Genomic DNA, 14,584 nt, shown 5'->3' on the forward strand with positions numbered 1-14,584 from the left:
GGGTGCGCGGGGCGGGCCCCGGTGGCGCGGATCGTCTGTGTGGATGGGCGATGCGGGATCACCGACTGCGCTGGGTGGGCCGCCGGGGCTCCGCCCGGACCAGGCCGCCCGACACCGGCGCGGTGCCGAGGCCGCTGTCCCCGTCTCCGTCCCCACCTCCCTCTCCGTCCGCGTCCGCGTGGCGCAGCACCCAGTCGTCGAGGTCGCGGGCCGCCTCCAGGGGTGCCCCGGTGGCGTACGTACGCCACCAGCCGGCCTCGACAGCCTGGGGTCCCGCTCTCTCCGGGCGGCGCAGCTCCTCCCGGACCTGGGCCTCGGCCAAGGCGAAGCGCACGCGTGCGGACCGGGCCTCCACGCCCAGGATGTCGCCGATGAGCTGCCAGCTCGCGCCGCCGATGCGCTCGAAGACGGCGGCGGCCTCGAGCAACCGGCGTGCGGACGCGAGCACTTGGGCGGCTTCGGCCAGCACGGAGCCGGGGGAGCGGACGGTGCCGTCGGGCAGTAGCTCGTGCTCGCCGATCGGGACGGCGGCACGTGCGAGGTCGGCAAGATCGCACGCCTCGAAGGCCGTCGCCAGACGTGCGCGGGCCGCATCCGTGTACGGCGCGGTGTTTTCATGGCGGGCTTCCGGGGTGCCTTCAAGATTGCCTTCAGAGATTCCTTCGGTCATGTCCATTCGGCCTCAACTGCGCAGGAAATAAAGGACGGTCATGGTCACGGCCGTGGTCAGGATGACGCCCCGCAGCAGCCGCGCGGAGAGCCGACGCGCGAAGTGCGCGCCGGTGAAGCCGCCGATCAGCGCGCCCGCCAGCATGGCGGTGATGACGAGCGGGGCGCTCAGCGCGTCCGAGGCGACGAGGAACAGCGCGGTCGCGCTGAGGTAGATGGCCGCGACCTGCGTGACCCGTATCGGATTGCCGACCGCGGTGTCGATGCCGAGGCCGATGCTCCACAGGGCCAGCATCAGGATGCCTACGGCTCCGCCGAAGTATCCGCCGTACAGGGCGAGGAAGAACTGGCTGAGCAGGATGGCCCGGGGGCTCATGCCGACCGGGCGGCCCAGCGCGTCGGTCAACGTACGGGACAGGTGGCGTCCGAAGGCGAGGACCAGCGTCGCGAAGGCGAGCAGCCAGGGCACCGCCGCCTCGAACGACGACGCGGGCAGGGCCAGCAGCAGACCGGCGCCGAGCGCGCCCCCGACCACACTCACCCCGGTCAGCGCCCGCGTGGACGCCGCGCCGACCGGGGTGAGTTCACGTCGGTAGACCCAGCCACTGACCAAGGCGCCCGGCACCAGGGCGATGGTCGACGACGCGTTCGCCGACACGGGGGACAGGCCGACCGCGACGAGAGCGGGCAGCGCCACGAACGTGCCTCCGCCGCCGACGGAGTTCAGCGCCCCGGCCGCGACACCGGCGAGCAGGACGAGCAGGATCTCGGACGACATCGGGCGAGCATCACCCTGTGGCCGCCCGGTCCACAATGCGTAATCGGTGTACCCAGCCTAAGGCTGTGCCATAGGCTGGGTCGGGTGCGTTACGACCTCGACGATCTGCGGCTCTTCCTCGACATCGTGACGGAGGGCTCGATCACGGCCGGCGCCCGCCGGATGCATCTGAGCCTGCCGTCGGCCAGCGCCCGGGTCCGCTCGCTCGAGCACCAGGCGGGGGTGGAGCTGCTGATCCGCGGACGCCGCGGGGTGCGCCTCACGCCTGCGGGCACGACACTGGCCCGGCACGCGCGCGAGGTCATCGCCCAGACCGTGCGTCTCGAGAGCGCCGTGGCGGGCTACACCCGGTCCCCGACCGCCCCGCTGACCCTGCTGAGCGGCGGCTCCGCCATGCACCGCCTTGTGCCGCGCGCCCTGGTCTCGTTCCTGCGGGCGCACCCCGACGTCGACGTCACCGTGTCCGAAAGCCGTACGCCGCAGACCGTGCGCAAACTCGCCGACGGCGAGGCGGACCTGGGGGTCGTCGTCGACGACGAGGCGCGCGACAGCGGCCTGGAGACGGAACCGCTGGGCGACGACTCCCTCGTCGTGATCGGCCAGGCCGGCGGTGTTCTCGCCGGACGCACCGGGCTGACCTACCGCGAGGCCGCCGAACACCCACTGGTCGGGCTCGACGCCGACTCCTCGCTGGGGCGCTGGATCGAGAAGCACCTCGGCCCGCACGCACCGGTCGCGCGCTACCGCACCAGCGTCGCCCACCTGAACGTCGTGGTCGCCCTCGCGGCCGCGGGCGTCGGCCTCGCGGTGGTGCCGCGCCGGGCGATCGACCCGAGCCAGCCCCTGGACGTATGCGAACTGCGGGATTCTTGGGCCCGCCGTCAGCATCTCCTGGCGTGGGGCGTCAAGAACGGCCCCTCGTCACCGGCGGTGGAGGCGCTGGCGGAGCATCTGCGGAGGGCGTCGCTTTCGGAGGACGTACGGAGACGCCCGGACCCTGCCGGATAATCGGGAACCCTCAGCCGGGAGCCGCCACGCTCCCCCGCAGCACCACCTCCCCCCGAACCCTCTCGACCCGAGACCTCGAGCTGCCCCGCTCCCGCAGAGCGAGCCCCATCACATCCCGCCCTATCCGCGTAAGAGGCAGCGCCACCGTAGTCAGCGGCGGGTCCAGTTCAGCGACCAGCGGTATGTCGTCGAACCCCGCGAGCGACACATCCTCCGGCACTCGAAGCCCCCGTTCCCGCAGCGCGCCCAACGCCCCCACGGCCATCACATCCGTCACCGCGAAGACGCACGTCACCCGCCGCCCCCGCCGCAGCAGTTCGACCGCAGCGGCATGGCCGCCGGCCCGGGTGAAAGCGCCCTCCACGATCCGCTCGGGCGGCAGCGCGACCCCCGCGTCGGCCAGCGCGTCGCGGAACCCGGCGAGCCGGTCCGCGACCGTGGTGAGCCGCTCGGGCCCGGTGAGTACGGCGAACTCGCGGTGCCCGAGCGAGAGCAGTGCCCGCGCCAGCGCGCCCGCGCCCTCCCGGTTCTCCGGCTGCACCGTGTCGACGCGCAGGCCGCGGTGCCGGCTGACGACGGCGACACGGCCCCCGTCGCGCATGTACGGGGTGAGCTCGGACGCCAACGACCGCTCCCACGCCGGGTCCTGGAAGCCCGAGCCGATCAGCAGGATCGCGCGGGCCCGCTGCGCCCGCAGCATCGACACGTACGCGATCTCCCGGGCCGGAGCGCGAAAGGTGCTGGCCAGCATGACAAGGAGATCCCGCTCGGCCGCCGCAGCCATCACGCCGCCGGCGATCGCCGAGAAGTAGGGATCGCCGACGTCGTGGCAGATCACGCCGACCGTGTTGTTGGAGGCGCTCGCGAGCGCCTGCGCATGGGCGTTGGGGATGTAGCCGAGCTGCTCCGCCGCGTCGATCACCCGCCGCCGCAGGTCCTCACGGACCCGTGTCGTGCCGTTCAGGGCCCGTGACGCGGTGGCCGGGGAGACCCCGGCGGTGCGGGCCACCGCGTGCAGGGTGACATGAGGTCCGTGTTCGCGTTCCCGTTCGCGTTCCCGCACCGCGCCCCCCTCGTCTCGCGCCGCGAAACTTCGAGCCGACCTATTGACCCTGCGGTCAGCCAGTCATTAGCGTGACTGACACCTTATCAGAAAGCGCTTTCTGAAAGCGGTTTCCGCGCCACCGAAGCTCCGCGCCACCGAAGCTCCGCACCATCGAGCTCCGCAACTGCCTCCGAAGTTCGCTGTATGCCAGGGGAGTTCACCGTGAGCCAGAGCGCACTGCAGACAACTCCCGCCAAGACGGCGGGCGTTGCCGACCGCAGCCGCCCCACTCTTCGGCAACGTACGGCCGAAGCGGCCGAGAAGAGCTGGCGTCCGCTCGCCCTGCTGCTCGTCTGCTTCGGCGCCTGGTGGCTGATCGCCGCCACCGAGATGGTCGAGGCCTATCTCGTCCCCTCGCCCGGCGCGACCCTCGACGTGCTGCTCGACAAGTCCGACTACCTCTGGCAGCACAGCTGGGTCACCACCTACGAGACCCTGCTCGGATTCGTCATCGCGGTGGGCGTCGGCATCATCTCGGCGGTGCTGATGGTCTGTTCGACGACCGTCGAGAAGACCCTCTACCCGATTCTGCTCTTCGCCCAGGTCGTGCCGAAGATCGCGATCGCGCCGCTGTTCGTCGTCTGGCTGGGCTTCGGCATCGCTCCCAAGATCCTGATCGCCGTGCTCATCGCCTTCTTCCCCGTCGTCATCTCGATGGTGACCGGGCTCAAGGCCGTCGATCCGGAGATGCTCCAGCTCTCCGCCACCATGGGCGCACGTCCCTGGCAGACCTTCCTCAAGATCCGCTTCCCGGCGTCGCTGCCGCACCTGTTCTCGGGTCTGAAGGTGGCCGTCACCCTCGCGGTGACCGGCGCCGTCGTCGGCGAGTTCGTCGGTGCGAACGAAGGCCTCGGCTATGTGATCCTCCAGGCCAACGGCAATCTCGACACCCCGATGCTCTTCGCGGGCCTGCTCGTGATGTCGCTGATCGGCGTGGTCCTGTTCGTGCTCGTCGAGATCGCCGAGAAGCTGCTGCTCCCGTGGCACGCGAGCCGCAGGGGCGTGGCCGCCACCACCTCGTACTGACGCACCACCACGTACTGACGCACCACCACGTACTGACGCGACGCACCGCCGCTCCCCCCAGCCATGTCCCCGTACGCGAGAAGGGCCGTCCCATGGACGCGCGCAGACTGCTCACCGGCCTCGTCCCCCTGGCCCTCGTCGCGGTGACCGCGACGGCCTGCGGCGACGACGACAAGACGAGCACCAGCGACTCCGGCAAGGAGCTCGACAAGGTCACGCTGACGCTCAACTGGTATCCGTACGGCGAACACGCGCCGTTCTACTACGGCGAGAAGCGGAAGATCTTCGAGAAGCACGGCATCGACCTGGAGATCAGGGCGGGCCAGGGCTCGCAGAAGACCGTGCAGGCCACCGGCGCCGGGCAGACCGACTTCGGCTGGGCGGACACGCCCGCGGTGCTCGCCGGCGTCGACCAGGGCGTGAAGGTGAAGAGCCTCGGCGTCTTCCTGCAGACGACGCCCGCCTCCGTGCAGTCCTTCGCGGCGCAGGACATCAAGTCGCCCGCCGACCTCAAGGGCAAGATGATCGCGGGCACGGCGGGCGACGCGCTCACCAAGACCTTCCCGATCTTCCTCGAGAAGAACGGCATGGAGCTGTCCGACGTCAAGGTCCAGAACACCGACCCGGCGGGCAAGATCGCCGCGGTGATCTCCGGCAAGACGGACGCGCTGCTCGGCTACGCCAGCGACCAGGGGCCCACCATGCAGAACAAGGCCAAGAAGGACGTCTCGTATCTGCGCTTCTCCGAGAACGGCCTCAACTTCTACTCCAACGGCCTCATCGCCGGGCCCAAGACCCTTCAGGGCAGGGGCGATCTGGCCCAGCGCATGACCAAGGCGGTCAGTGAGTCGTGGGCGGCCGCCGAGAAGAACCCGGAGCCGGCGGTCGCCGCGATGGAGGGCGCGTCCGAGCAACTGCCCCCGGAATCCGTGCTGTCGGAGCAGTTCAAGACCACGCTGACCCTGCTGCACACCGACGCCACCCAGGGGAAGGCGCCGGGTGCCAACACCGAGGCGGACTGGCAGCAGACCATCGACGTCTTCGCGGAGGCCGGGATGGTGGAGAAGGCCAAGCCCGTCGCGGAGTACTGGGATTCGGCCAAGGGGATCAAGGGCTGAGGGGCGGCAGGGGAATGGCGAAGGATGCGACGCTCAAGATGAGTGACGAGACGCGCGCGCCGGCGACGGAGGCGGCGGGAGCGGCGCCCGCCGTGCGCCTGGACGACGTGGCCGTCCGCTTCCGTACGAAGAAGAAGGACGTCACCGCGCTGCGCGAGGTCTCCCTCGACGTCGGGGCGGGCGAGTTCGTGGCGATCGTCGGGCCGTCGGGCTGCGGCAAGTCCACCCTCCTGAAGCTGGTCGCCGGACTGCTCACGCCCTCCTCGGGGGACGTGCTCCTGGGCGGCGAACGGGTGCGCGGACCGCGGCGCGACATCGGTTACGTCTTCCAGCGCGCCGCCCTGCTCGACTGGCGCTCGGCCCGCCGCAACATCCTGCTCCAGGCGGAGATGCGCAGGATCCCCGCGGCGCAGGCACGCGCGCGTACCGACGAACTGATCCGCATGACCGGTCTCGGCGGCTTCGAGGACGCCTATCCGCACGAGCTGTCCGGCGGCATGCAGCAGCGCGTCGCGCTCTGCCGGGCGCTCCTGCACGAGCCGCCCGTGCTGCTGATGGACGAGCCCTTCGGGGCGCTCGACGCGCTCACGCGCGAGCAGATGAACGTGGAGCTGAACCGGATCTGGCGCGAGACCGGCACCACGGTGCTCCTGGTGACCCACTCGATCGCGGAGGCCGTCTATCTGGCGGACCGCGTCGTCGTGATGAGCCCGCGCCCCGGGACGGTCACGGAGATCATCGACGTCGGTCTGCCACCGGAGCGTTCGTACGCGACGACGCTGGCGACGGGCGAGTTCCGCGAGGCCACGGGGCGCATCCGCAGCCTGCTGGGGGCGGCGTCCGCGCACGAGTGAGGCAGGGCCACAGCGGGCGCTGAGGCAGAGGTCACAGCGCCCGCTGAGGCGGAGGCCACCGGGGCCGCGCATTGCCGTCCGTCTCATATCCGGGATAGCGTGCCGAATATGGAACATGATGGTGTCGATGAACGGCTCGCCGCGCGCCTCGCCGAGCTGCGTGCCGAACAAGGCTGGTCGCTCGGCGAGTTGGCGGACCGCAGCGGGGTGAGCCGCTCCACCCTGTCGCGGGCCGAGCGCGGGGAGATCAGCCCCACCGCGTCCCTCCTGAACCGGCTCTGCGCCGTCTACGAACGCACGATGTCGCAGCTCCTGAGCGAGGTGGAGGCCGAGCCCGCGCAGCTGGTGCGCGCCGCCGAGCAGCGCGTGTGGACGGACGGCGCCTCCGGCTTCGTACGGCGCTCGGTGTCGCCGCCGCACTCGGGCCTGCGCGGCGAGCTCGTCGAGGGGCGGCTCGAACCGGGCGCGGACGTCGCCTACGACCGTCCTCCCGTGCCCGGCATCGAGCAGCACATCTGGGTGCTCGACGGGGCACTTGAGATCACCGTCCAGGGCGAGGAGCACCACCTGGAGGCGGGGGACTGTCTGCGCTTCCGACTCTGGGGCCCGACGCGGTTCCGCTGCCCGGGGCGCGAGGCCGTGCGGTACGCGCTGGTGGTGGTCGCACGATGACGGCACCGGCACGCACGGATCTGGCGCGTAGGGAACGCCTGTCCGCCGACGAACTCCTCGTGGCCGCAGACGAGTTGGCCGCCCTGCTCGCCGACGTCGTGGACGGCGGCTCCTCCCTCGGCTTCCTCGCACCGCTCGACCGGACGGCCGCCGCCGACTGGTGGCGGGGCCTGGCCCCCGCGGTGGCGCAGGCGCGGCTCGCCGTCTGGGCCGCGCGCGACGCGGAGCGGATCACCGGGACGGTGAGCCTCGGCTTCACGGACAAGCCCAACGGCAGGCACCGTGCCGAGATCCTCAAACTGATGGTCCACCGGTCCGCACGCGGCCAGGGCCTGGCCCGCACGCTCCTGGCCACGGCGGAACGCGCGGCGGCCGAAGCGGGCGTGACCCTGCTGATCCTGGACACCGAGACGGGCAGCCCCGCCGAGTCGCTGTACCGGACAGGGGGTTGGACGGCGGCCGGAGTGATCCCGGACTACGCGACGGATCCGGCACATCAGTACCGCAGCGCCGCCAGATACGCGTAACTGTTGCGTGCCGTGGCGAACGGATCGGCGGGGCTGTCGTGCTCCACGAGCCACTGCCGGACGCCGCCCACACGCGCGTGCTCGAACATCGCGGCGAAGTCCAGCGTCCCTGAGCCGACATCGGCGAAGCCGCCGTCCGCCGCCATGTCCTTCACGTGGAGCGCGGGGAACCGACGAGGGTGACGTACGAAATACGCCGCCGGATCGGCGCCGCCCTTGGTCGCCCAGTACACGTCCAGCTCGAAGCCGACGAGCTCCGGGTCGGTCTCCGTCACGAGGATGTCGTACAGGCTCGTGCCGTCGACCACCACATGGTCCGTGCCGTGGTTGTGGAACAGCAGCCGCCCCAGGCCCGCGTCGCGCGACGCCTGCCCGATCCGGTTGAACTCCCGTGCCGCTTCCCGGAATCCGTCCGGCGTGTGCAGCGCGCCGGGCAGGCTCGGCACCACGGGCCACTTCGCGCCGAGCGTGTGCAGATCCGCGAGCGCCTGGGGCAGCCCGGCGCCCTTGAGCGTGTCGTAGGAGACATGCTCAAGGACCGCCCGCAGCCCCACCGCGTCGAGCATCCGCCGGATGTCGGCCGCGCCGTAGCCGTGCCGGCCGCTCACGCCGACCGTCGCGTACCCGATGGCCGCGAGCTGCTCCAGGGTGCCCGCGAAGTCCTGCGCGAGGGCGCCCCGCATCGTGTAGAGGTGCATGCCGATGCCGCCGCGCGGGATGCGCCTCCGCCCGGACATGTCGTCCGCGCGCGCGGGCAGTGCCGTACCGGCCGCCGCCGCGAGCCCCAGTGACGTACCGAGAAACGCTCTTCTGGTTCCGTTCAGACCTGAACTCCTCATGCCCACCCCTCACTTCACCGTGATCCGGACCGCGCCGGTCGTCGTGTCGCCCTTGTCGTCCGTGACGGTCAGATGCGCCGTGTACGTCCCCACGCGCGCGTACGTGTGCTCGGCGCTGCCGCTCTCGGTGCCGCCGGGCTTGGAGTTGTCGCCGAAGTCCCAGTGGTACGCGGCGGCCGTGCGGCCGTCAGGGAGCTTCACCTCGCTCTTGAGCTTGACGGCGAGGGGCGCCGTGCCGCTCTCCGGGGCGGCCTTGACCGACACCTTCGCGCCGGTGTTCTTCTCGACTCCGGGGCCGTTGAAGTGCAGCCAGTCGAGCGCGAACAGGTCGGGCTTCTCCGCGGACCACTGGGGGTTGGTGAACACGGCGAACAGCTTCGTCGTGCCGTCGTGGTCGGCCAGTTCGGTGGTCGGCGACACGACATTGCCCCAGCCGCCCGTGTTCGGCACGCTCACCTTGCCGAGCAGCTCGCCCGTGGGGGACCCGGCCCGGAACTCGATGTCGCCGCCGAGCCCGCCCGAAGCGGCCCCCACGGTCACGGAGTCGACGCCCTTGAGGTGCACCGGGTCGAAGGAGACCCAGTCGCCGTCCTCGATCTCGATGAGCCGCTTGCCGCCGGACGCGTCCGCGCGGTCACCGGTCACGGCCCCTTCGTGCGCGCCGCCGGTGCTCGTGCGGTGCTCCGCCTCGCGGAACGACGTCAGCAGCGTCAGTGAGCTGGACCCCGTCAGCGCGGGCACCCCGTCCGCGCCCTTGTCCTCGTACTGGGCGGTGATCCCGTAGTAGAGGTTCTGGCCGGGACCGTGGCTGTCCCCGGCGTCCGTCGCGATCTCGCCCGCGCAGCCGGTGTAGTTGTCCAGCGGATGCAGATGGGTGTCGTGCCCGAGCTGGGACTGGACGACGACCTTCTTGCAGTCGATCGGGCCGTCCTCCTTGTCGGTCACCTTGATCTTGAACGGGATCGTGTCCCCGAAGCTGAACGTCCCGCCGTTCGGGGGATGTTGGATCGTCACCACGGGCCGGGTGTTCCCGACGGTGATCTCCTGCACGGCAAGACCGCTCAGATCACCAGGACCCGTCACCTTCAGACGGGCGCTGAACTGGCCCTTCTTGGTGTAGGTGTACGTCGGGTCCGCCTCGGTCGAGTCGGTCGTACCGTCGCCGTCGAAGTCCCAGGCGTATGTGACGGGCTTGCCGTCCGGCAGCCCCGAGCCCTTGCTGGAGAACTTCACCGTCAGCGGGACCGAGCCGTTGTCCGGAGTCGCCGTCACGCGGGCGTCCGGGAGCCGTTTGTCGGCCACGTAGTCGATGCGGTAGATGCCCGCGCCCTCGTTGCTGCCGCCGCGGCCGGTGCCGCTGCCGAGTCCGAAGTCGATGACGTACATGGCGCCGTCAGGACCGAAGTCGGCGTCGAAGGGCTGGTTCCATTTCATGTCCGGGAAAATGGAGTTGATCGAGTTGAGATCGCCCGCCTTCGCCGGCTCGAAGCGCGGATCGGTGAACGTCTGGTCCTTCTCCTGCATCGAGAAGACCTTGAACCACTGCCGGGTCAGCTCGTAGTTGAACCACTTCCCCTCGAAATACTCGGGGAACTTCGTCTTGTACGTGTTGCCGGCGTCGTAGTCGTAGACGGGACCGCTCATCGGGCCGCCGCCACCCGTGCCGAGTTCGGGGAACTCCTTGGACGCCGAGTACGCGTACCAGACGTTCGCGGGCTGCGCCGGCGGCAGGTCGCGCAGACCGGTGTTGTTCGGCGAATCGTTCACGAGCTTCGCGCAGTCGAATTTCGCGCCCGGTGTCTTTGTCGCGAAGTCGTAGTCGTTGAACGGAGTGTTGTTGCCGACGCAGTAGGGCCAGCCGTAATGGCCCGCCTTGGTGATGCGGTTGTACTCGACCGTCCCCTCGGGACCGCGGTCGGCGACGGCCGACTTCGCGTCGGGCCCGTAGTCGGCCATCAGCAGGGCTCCGCTCAGCGGGTCCGTGGTGATGCGGAAGGGATTGCGCATGCCCATCGCGTAGACCTCGGGCCGCGTCTTGTCCGTGCCCGGCGCGAAGAGATTCCCTTCGGGGACGGCGTACGTCCCGTCGTCCTTCGGAGTGATGCGCAGAACCTTTCCGCGCAGGTCGTTCGTATTGCCCGATGTGCCCTGCGCGTCCCAGGCGCGGCGTCCCTCGCGCTCGTCGATCGGACTGAATCCGTCCGACGCGAACGGATCGGTGTTGTCACCCGTCGCGATGTACAGGTCGCCCTTCTTGTCGAAGGCGATGGAGCCCGCCATGTGCGAGTTCGCCCGGCCCTCGCCGCGCCAGGTGGGAATGGTCAACAGGCGTTTCTCGGTGGCCGGATCGACCTTCCCGCCCGATTCGGTGAAGCGCGACAGGTTGATGCGTTTCTCGGTCTTGTCGGAGTTCAGGAGATAGAGCCAGTGGTTGTCCTTGAACTTCGGGTCGAGCGCGAGGCCGAGCAGCCCGTCCGACTGGCTCGTCATCTCGGGCGTGTAGTCGAAGTCCAGCGCCGTGGTGACCTTCAGCGTCTCCTGGTCGATGATCTTGAGCTTGCCGGTGCGCTGGACGAAGAACACCCGGCGGTCGGGTGCGACGGCCAGCTCGAAGGGGTCCGCAAGGTCGTTCGTGGCGAGCGGCGTGCGCTGGAAGGCGCCGGTCCTGGTGGCGGTGCAGTCGCCGGGCTTGTTGCCGGCCGCCCACTCGATGCCGCCGAGGATGTGCCGGAGGAAACCCTCCTCCTGGAACGCCGACTTGGCGTGGCCGCCCGCCGTGTACCAGGAGCGGCCGCCGTCGTAGTTCTGGCACCAGGACCACGGCTGGTCGACGCCCTCGTCGAGCCCGTCGACGCCGTCGCGCACCTTGACCTGCGCGAGCGTGTGGACCTTCCCCGTCGGATTGGCGCGCCAGTTGTACCACTCCTCCGTGCGCTCCCAGAGCTCGGGGAGACCCTTGGTGGAGGGGTGCGCGTGGTCGAGCACCTTGATCCGCCCGGTCTGTACTTCGGGGTGCTTGTCGAAGATCGCGCCGACCAGACCCTCGTACCAGCTCCAGTCGCGCTCGCTGGCCGACGCGGCGTGCAGCCCGACCCAGCCGCCGCCCCCGCGGACGTACTTCTGGAAGGCCGCGCGCTGCTCGGTGTTCAGCAGATCGCCCTTCTCGGGCGTGGAGTTGGTGTTGTTGAAGACGATCGCCTGGAAGCGGGCGAGATTGGCGTCGGTGAAGGCAGTCGCGTCGTCGGTGGCCTCGACCTCGAAGCCGTTCTCGCTGCCGAGCTTCTTGATGGCCTCGACGCCCGCGGGGATGGAGTCATGGGGGAAGTTCGTGACCTTGGAGAAGACCAGGACACGGAACGGGGCGGCCGCCGCCGGCTCCACCTGTGCCGCCGCGCGGGGCGGGGCGGTGAGGCCGAGACCGATGACGAGGGCGAGCAGGGCGACGATCGCGAGCAGGGGTCTGAGTGCGGTGGAACCCGTGCCCGTTCTCGGCACGGTGGGACTCGTGGAACTCATGGCGCTCCCTGGGCTGGGCGGGTGGACGGCTGCCGGTAGCCGGGTGTGCGGTGAGTGTGCGAGTTGAACTAGAAAGCGCTTTCCCGGGCGCGCTGTTCAGCGTAGGAGCCGCTCTGACGGAGGGTCAATGGGTCGGAAGGGTCTGGCGTGAGGAGGGAGCCGCCGCGGGAGACGGTGGCCCGGTACTGGTATGAGGCCCCGCGCGCGGGGGAGGCTTGACCACCAGAAGCCACGTCGCACACGTCGCACACGTCGTACACGTCGCACAGGGGAGTCGTCCCATGCCTGACCACGCCGGCACGCCCGCACCCGCCGCGTACACCGTCGGAGTCGTGAACGCGACCGACGGCACACCGATCGCCACCTACACCTGGCTGCCGGACGGCAGGCCGCGCGCCTTCGTGCAGATCGCGCACGGCGCGGGCGAACACGCCCTGCGCTACGACCGGTTCGCCCGCCATCTGACGGCGAACGGCTACGGAGTCATCGCCTCCGACCACCGCGGCCACGGCGCGACCGCCCAGTCGACTGGTGGCTACGGAGTGACGGGTTCACGTCCCTCCGACAGCGCGGACAGCTGGCGCGCCATCGTCGACGACCTCAAGGCGATCGGCGACCAGGTGCGCGCACTGCACCCCGACACCCCGTACTTCATGCTCGGCCACAGCCTTGGCTCGCACCTCGCCAGGGACTACGCCCAGGAGTACGCCGACGGCCTCGCGGGCCTGATTCTCTCCGGAACCTTCCGCTCCCTGCCCGGAGTCGAGACCGAGGAGTCGATCGCACGCCTGGAGCGCGAGATTGCCGACAACGGCCGGACGGCGCTCTCCCCGTACCTCCCCGAACTCTTCGCCTCGTTCAACGACCCGTACCCGCACCGCACCGGCTTCGAGTGGCTCTCCCGCGACGAGTCCGAGGTCGATGTGTACGTCGCCGACGAGCGCTGCGGATTCCCGTTCTCCGCCGGGCTCTGCCTGGACTGGGTGCGCGCCGTGCGCAAGATCAACGACCCGCGGAACCTGGCCAGGATCCCGGCCGACCTGCCCGTCCACATCGCGGTCGGCACTGACGACCCCTGCAACCAGGGGATGACGCTGGTCCATGAACTCCTGGAGGACTTCCGGTACGTGGGGGTGGGCGACCTCACGTGGAAGGGGTACGAGGACGCGCGCCACGAGATCCTCAACGAGACGAACCGGGACGAGGTGCAGGAGGACCTGACGGCCTGGCTGGACAAGCGCGTGCTGTGAGGGGGGGCGGGGCCGCCGGCGGCGGGCCTCAGCTCTTCACGACCTCAGCTCTTCACGGCCTCCGCGATCCGCTGGGCCGCCTGGGCGGGCGTGAGGTGCGTGGTGTCGACGACCTCGGCCTCGGCGTGCAGCCACGTACGAGCGGCCTCGGCGTAGGGCTCGAGGTATTTGAGGCGGAAGGGGGAGTTGGGGCCGAGAACGGTGTCCCCCGCGATGCGCCCGCGGAGGGTGTCCTGGTCGGCGTGGAGGACGAAGTGCCGTACCGGGATGGCATGGTGGGCGAGGCCCGCGCTGATCTCGCGCCAGTACTCCTCGACCAGGACGGTCATGGGCATCACCAGGGTGCCGCCGGTGTAGTCGAGTACGCGGCGGGCGGTCTCGACGACGAGCGGCCGCCACGGCGGCCAGTGCTGGAAGTTGTCCGTCCCGGGCAGCCCCGGCGTGATGTCCATGAGCGTCTCGCCGACCTTCTCGGCGTCGAACACCCGTGAATCCGGGATCAGTTGCTGTACCAGTGAGCTGGTCGTCGTCTTGCCCGCGCCGTGGGTGCCGTTGAGCCATACGATCATGGGGCCCACGCTAGTGCTGTGTGGTCCGCGGCATCGGGCGCGGCGGAATTTCCGGAGCGGCGGGGCGCTCGGCGGGCAGCGGTGGCGGTGCTCGGCGGGCCGCGCTCAGGATCGGCGGCCGCGCTCGACGGGCCGCTGTCAGTGGCGTTGGCTAACGTTCATGGCATGTCTCGAGCTCATGCCAAAGCCGCCCACGTCACGGGCGACGACGTACGCCGCATCGCCCTGGCCCTGCCGGATACGACGGAGAAGATCGCCTGGAGCATGCCCACCTTCCGGGTGGCCGGGAAGATGTTCGCCACGCTGCCCGAGGACGAGACGTCCATCGCCGTGCGCTGCCCGAAGGAGGAGCGGAACGAGCTGGTCCTCGCGGAGCCGGAGAAGTTCTGGATCGCCGACCACGAGGCGATGTTCGCCTGGGTGCGCGCACGCCTCTCGGCGCTCGACACGGCCGAGCTGACCGACATCCTCGCCGACTCCTGGCGCCAGGCCGCCCCCACCCGACTCCTGGACGCCTACCCGGAGTTGGGCCTCCCGCCGACGGACTGAAAAGGGGAGGCCGCTGTCGGCGCCCCGTGGCATGATCCCGCATCGTGAAGGCCGGGGGTCCGTGGACGACGGGCCCGCCGATGCCGACCGGGGAGGGGCAGGGG

At 70.3% G+C, this 14,584-nt stretch carries 14 protein-coding genes; 8 read left to right on the top strand and 6 right to left on the bottom strand.

The features are described from left to right. Window positions 1–58: 58 nt before the first annotated feature. Both E2651_RS31940 and E2651_RS31945 read right to left on the bottom strand, forming a co-directional pair. Complete coding sequence (locus tag E2651_RS31940) at window positions 59–670, bottom strand: hypothetical protein (protein WP_135334743.1); 612 nt, start codon at window positions 668–670, stop codon at window positions 59–61. 12 nt (window positions 671–682) lie between these two features. Then, complete coding sequence (locus tag E2651_RS31945) at window positions 683–1,447, bottom strand: sulfite exporter TauE/SafE family protein (RefSeq protein ID WP_135334744.1); 765 nt, start codon at window positions 1,445–1,447, stop codon at window positions 683–685. 84 nt (window positions 1,448–1,531) lie between these two features. Here E2651_RS31945 and E2651_RS31950 point away from each other — a divergent pair, with 84 nt between their 5' ends. After that, the gene (locus E2651_RS31950; RefSeq protein ID WP_135334745.1) at window positions 1,532–2,455 is read left to right on the top strand and encodes a LysR family transcriptional regulator; all 924 of its coding nucleotides are present in this window, start codon (window positions 1,532–1,534) and stop codon (window positions 2,453–2,455) included. Between the two features lie 10 nt (window positions 2,456–2,465). Here E2651_RS31950 and E2651_RS31955 read toward each other — a convergent pair whose 3' ends face one another. Then, the gene (locus E2651_RS31955) at window positions 2,466–3,518 is read right to left on the bottom strand and encodes a LacI family DNA-binding transcriptional regulator (protein WP_135334746.1); all 1,053 of its coding nucleotides are present in this window, start codon (window positions 3,516–3,518) and stop codon (window positions 2,466–2,468) included. Window positions 3,519–3,722: 204 nt separating this feature from the next. Here E2651_RS31955 and E2651_RS31960 point away from each other — a divergent pair, with 204 nt between their 5' ends. The 5 genes from E2651_RS31960 to E2651_RS31980 all read left to right on the top strand — a co-directional run bounded on the left by E2651_RS31960 (window position 3,723) and on the right by E2651_RS31980 (window position 7,757). Beyond that, window positions 3,723–4,586 carry an ABC transporter permease gene (locus E2651_RS31960; protein WP_135334747.1) on the top strand — a complete coding sequence of 288 codons (864 nt, stop codon included), beginning with the start codon at window positions 3,723–3,725 and terminating at the stop codon, window positions 4,584–4,586. Window positions 4,587–4,678: 92 nt separating this feature from the next. Then, window positions 4,679–5,704, top strand: a complete 1,026-nt coding sequence (locus E2651_RS31965) for an ABC transporter substrate-binding protein (RefSeq protein ID WP_135334756.1) — start codon at window positions 4,679–4,681, stop codon at window positions 5,702–5,704. 38 nt (window positions 5,705–5,742) lie between these two features. Next, entirely contained in the window at window positions 5,743–6,558 is an 816-nt protein-coding gene (locus tag E2651_RS31970) for an ABC transporter ATP-binding protein (protein WP_135334748.1), read from the top strand. A gap of 108 nt (window positions 6,559–6,666) precedes the next feature. Continuing rightward, on the top strand, window positions 6,667–7,230 hold the full coding sequence (locus tag E2651_RS31975; protein WP_209446298.1) for an XRE family transcriptional regulator: 564 nt from the start codon (window positions 6,667–6,669) through the stop codon (window positions 7,228–7,230). Continuing rightward, window positions 7,227–7,757 carry a GNAT family N-acetyltransferase gene (locus E2651_RS31980; protein ID WP_135334750.1) on the top strand — a complete coding sequence of 177 codons (531 nt, stop codon included), beginning with the start codon at window positions 7,227–7,229 and terminating at the stop codon, window positions 7,755–7,757. Before E2651_RS31975 ends, E2651_RS31980 begins: the two co-directional genes overlap by 4 nt. On the opposite strand, the gene E2651_RS31985 is transcribed toward E2651_RS31980, so the two are convergent. Continuing rightward, complete coding sequence (locus tag E2651_RS31985) at window positions 7,727–8,596, bottom strand: sugar phosphate isomerase/epimerase (RefSeq protein WP_135334751.1); 870 nt, start codon at window positions 8,594–8,596, stop codon at window positions 7,727–7,729. The two genes, E2651_RS31980 and E2651_RS31985, sit on opposite strands and share 31 nt — an antisense overlap. A 9-nt stretch (window positions 8,597–8,605) precedes the next feature. Further along, complete coding sequence (locus E2651_RS31990; RefSeq protein WP_135334752.1) at window positions 8,606–12,112, bottom strand: ThuA domain-containing protein; 3,507 nt, start codon at window positions 12,110–12,112, stop codon at window positions 8,606–8,608. 281 nt (window positions 12,113–12,393) lie between these two features. On the opposite strand from E2651_RS31990, the gene E2651_RS31995 reads away from it, so the two are divergent. Next, window positions 12,394–13,362: an alpha/beta hydrolase gene (locus tag E2651_RS31995; RefSeq protein WP_135334753.1), complete on the top strand. Its 969-nt coding sequence runs from the start codon at window positions 12,394–12,396 to the stop codon at window positions 13,360–13,362. 44 nt (window positions 13,363–13,406) lie between these two features. Here E2651_RS31995 and E2651_RS32000 read toward each other — a convergent pair whose 3' ends face one another. Then, window positions 13,407–13,931 (bottom strand): ATP-binding protein, encoded by a 525-nt coding sequence (locus E2651_RS32000; RefSeq protein WP_135334754.1) that lies wholly within the window; start codon window positions 13,929–13,931, stop codon window positions 13,407–13,409. A 165-nt stretch (window positions 13,932–14,096) separates the two neighbouring features. Between E2651_RS32000 and E2651_RS32005 the strand changes: the two genes are divergently transcribed. Next, window positions 14,097–14,480: an MmcQ/YjbR family DNA-binding protein gene (locus tag E2651_RS32005; protein ID WP_135334755.1), complete on the top strand. Its 384-nt coding sequence runs from the start codon at window positions 14,097–14,099 to the stop codon at window positions 14,478–14,480. The last annotated feature ends 104 nt before the right edge of the window (window positions 14,481–14,584 follow it).

The organism is Streptomyces sp. MZ04 (assembly GCF_004684775.1).
Lineage (GTDB): Bacteria > Actinomycetota > Actinomycetes > Streptomycetales > Streptomycetaceae > Streptomyces.

Bases quoted from the DNA above. Each gene is read 5' to 3' on its own strand.
- E2651_RS31965 (WP_135334756.1), top strand. From the start codon at position 4,679: ATGGACGCGCGCAGACTGCTCACCGGCCTCGTCCCCCTGGCCCTCGTC.
- E2651_RS32005 (WP_135334755.1), top strand. From the start codon at position 14,097: ATGTCTCGAGCTCATGCCAAAGCCGCCCACGTCACGGGCGACGACGTA.
- E2651_RS31985 (WP_135334751.1), bottom strand. From the start codon at position 8,596: ATGAGGAGTTCAGGTCTGAACGGAACCAGAAGAGCGTTTCTCGGTACG.
- E2651_RS31975 (WP_209446298.1), top strand. From the start codon at position 6,667: ATGGAACATGATGGTGTCGATGAACGGCTCGCCGCGCGCCTCGCCGAG.
- E2651_RS31970 (WP_135334748.1), top strand. From the start codon at position 5,743: ATGAGTGACGAGACGCGCGCGCCGGCGACGGAGGCGGCGGGAGCGGCG.
- E2651_RS31995 (WP_135334753.1), top strand. From the start codon at position 12,394: ATGCCTGACCACGCCGGCACGCCCGCACCCGCCGCGTACACCGTCGGA.
- E2651_RS32000 (WP_135334754.1), bottom strand. From the start codon at position 13,931: ATGATCGTATGGCTCAACGGCACCCACGGCGCGGGCAAGACGACGACC.
- E2651_RS31945 (WP_135334744.1), bottom strand. From the start codon at position 1,447: ATGTCGTCCGAGATCCTGCTCGTCCTGCTCGCCGGTGTCGCGGCCGGG.
- E2651_RS31990 (WP_135334752.1), bottom strand. From the start codon at position 12,112: ATGAGTTCCACGAGTCCCACCGTGCCGAGAACGGGCACGGGTTCCACC.
- E2651_RS31980 (WP_135334750.1), top strand. From the start codon at position 7,227: ATGACGGCACCGGCACGCACGGATCTGGCGCGTAGGGAACGCCTGTCC.
- E2651_RS31940 (WP_135334743.1), bottom strand. From the start codon at position 670: ATGACCGAAGGAATCTCTGAAGGCAATCTTGAAGGCACCCCGGAAGCC.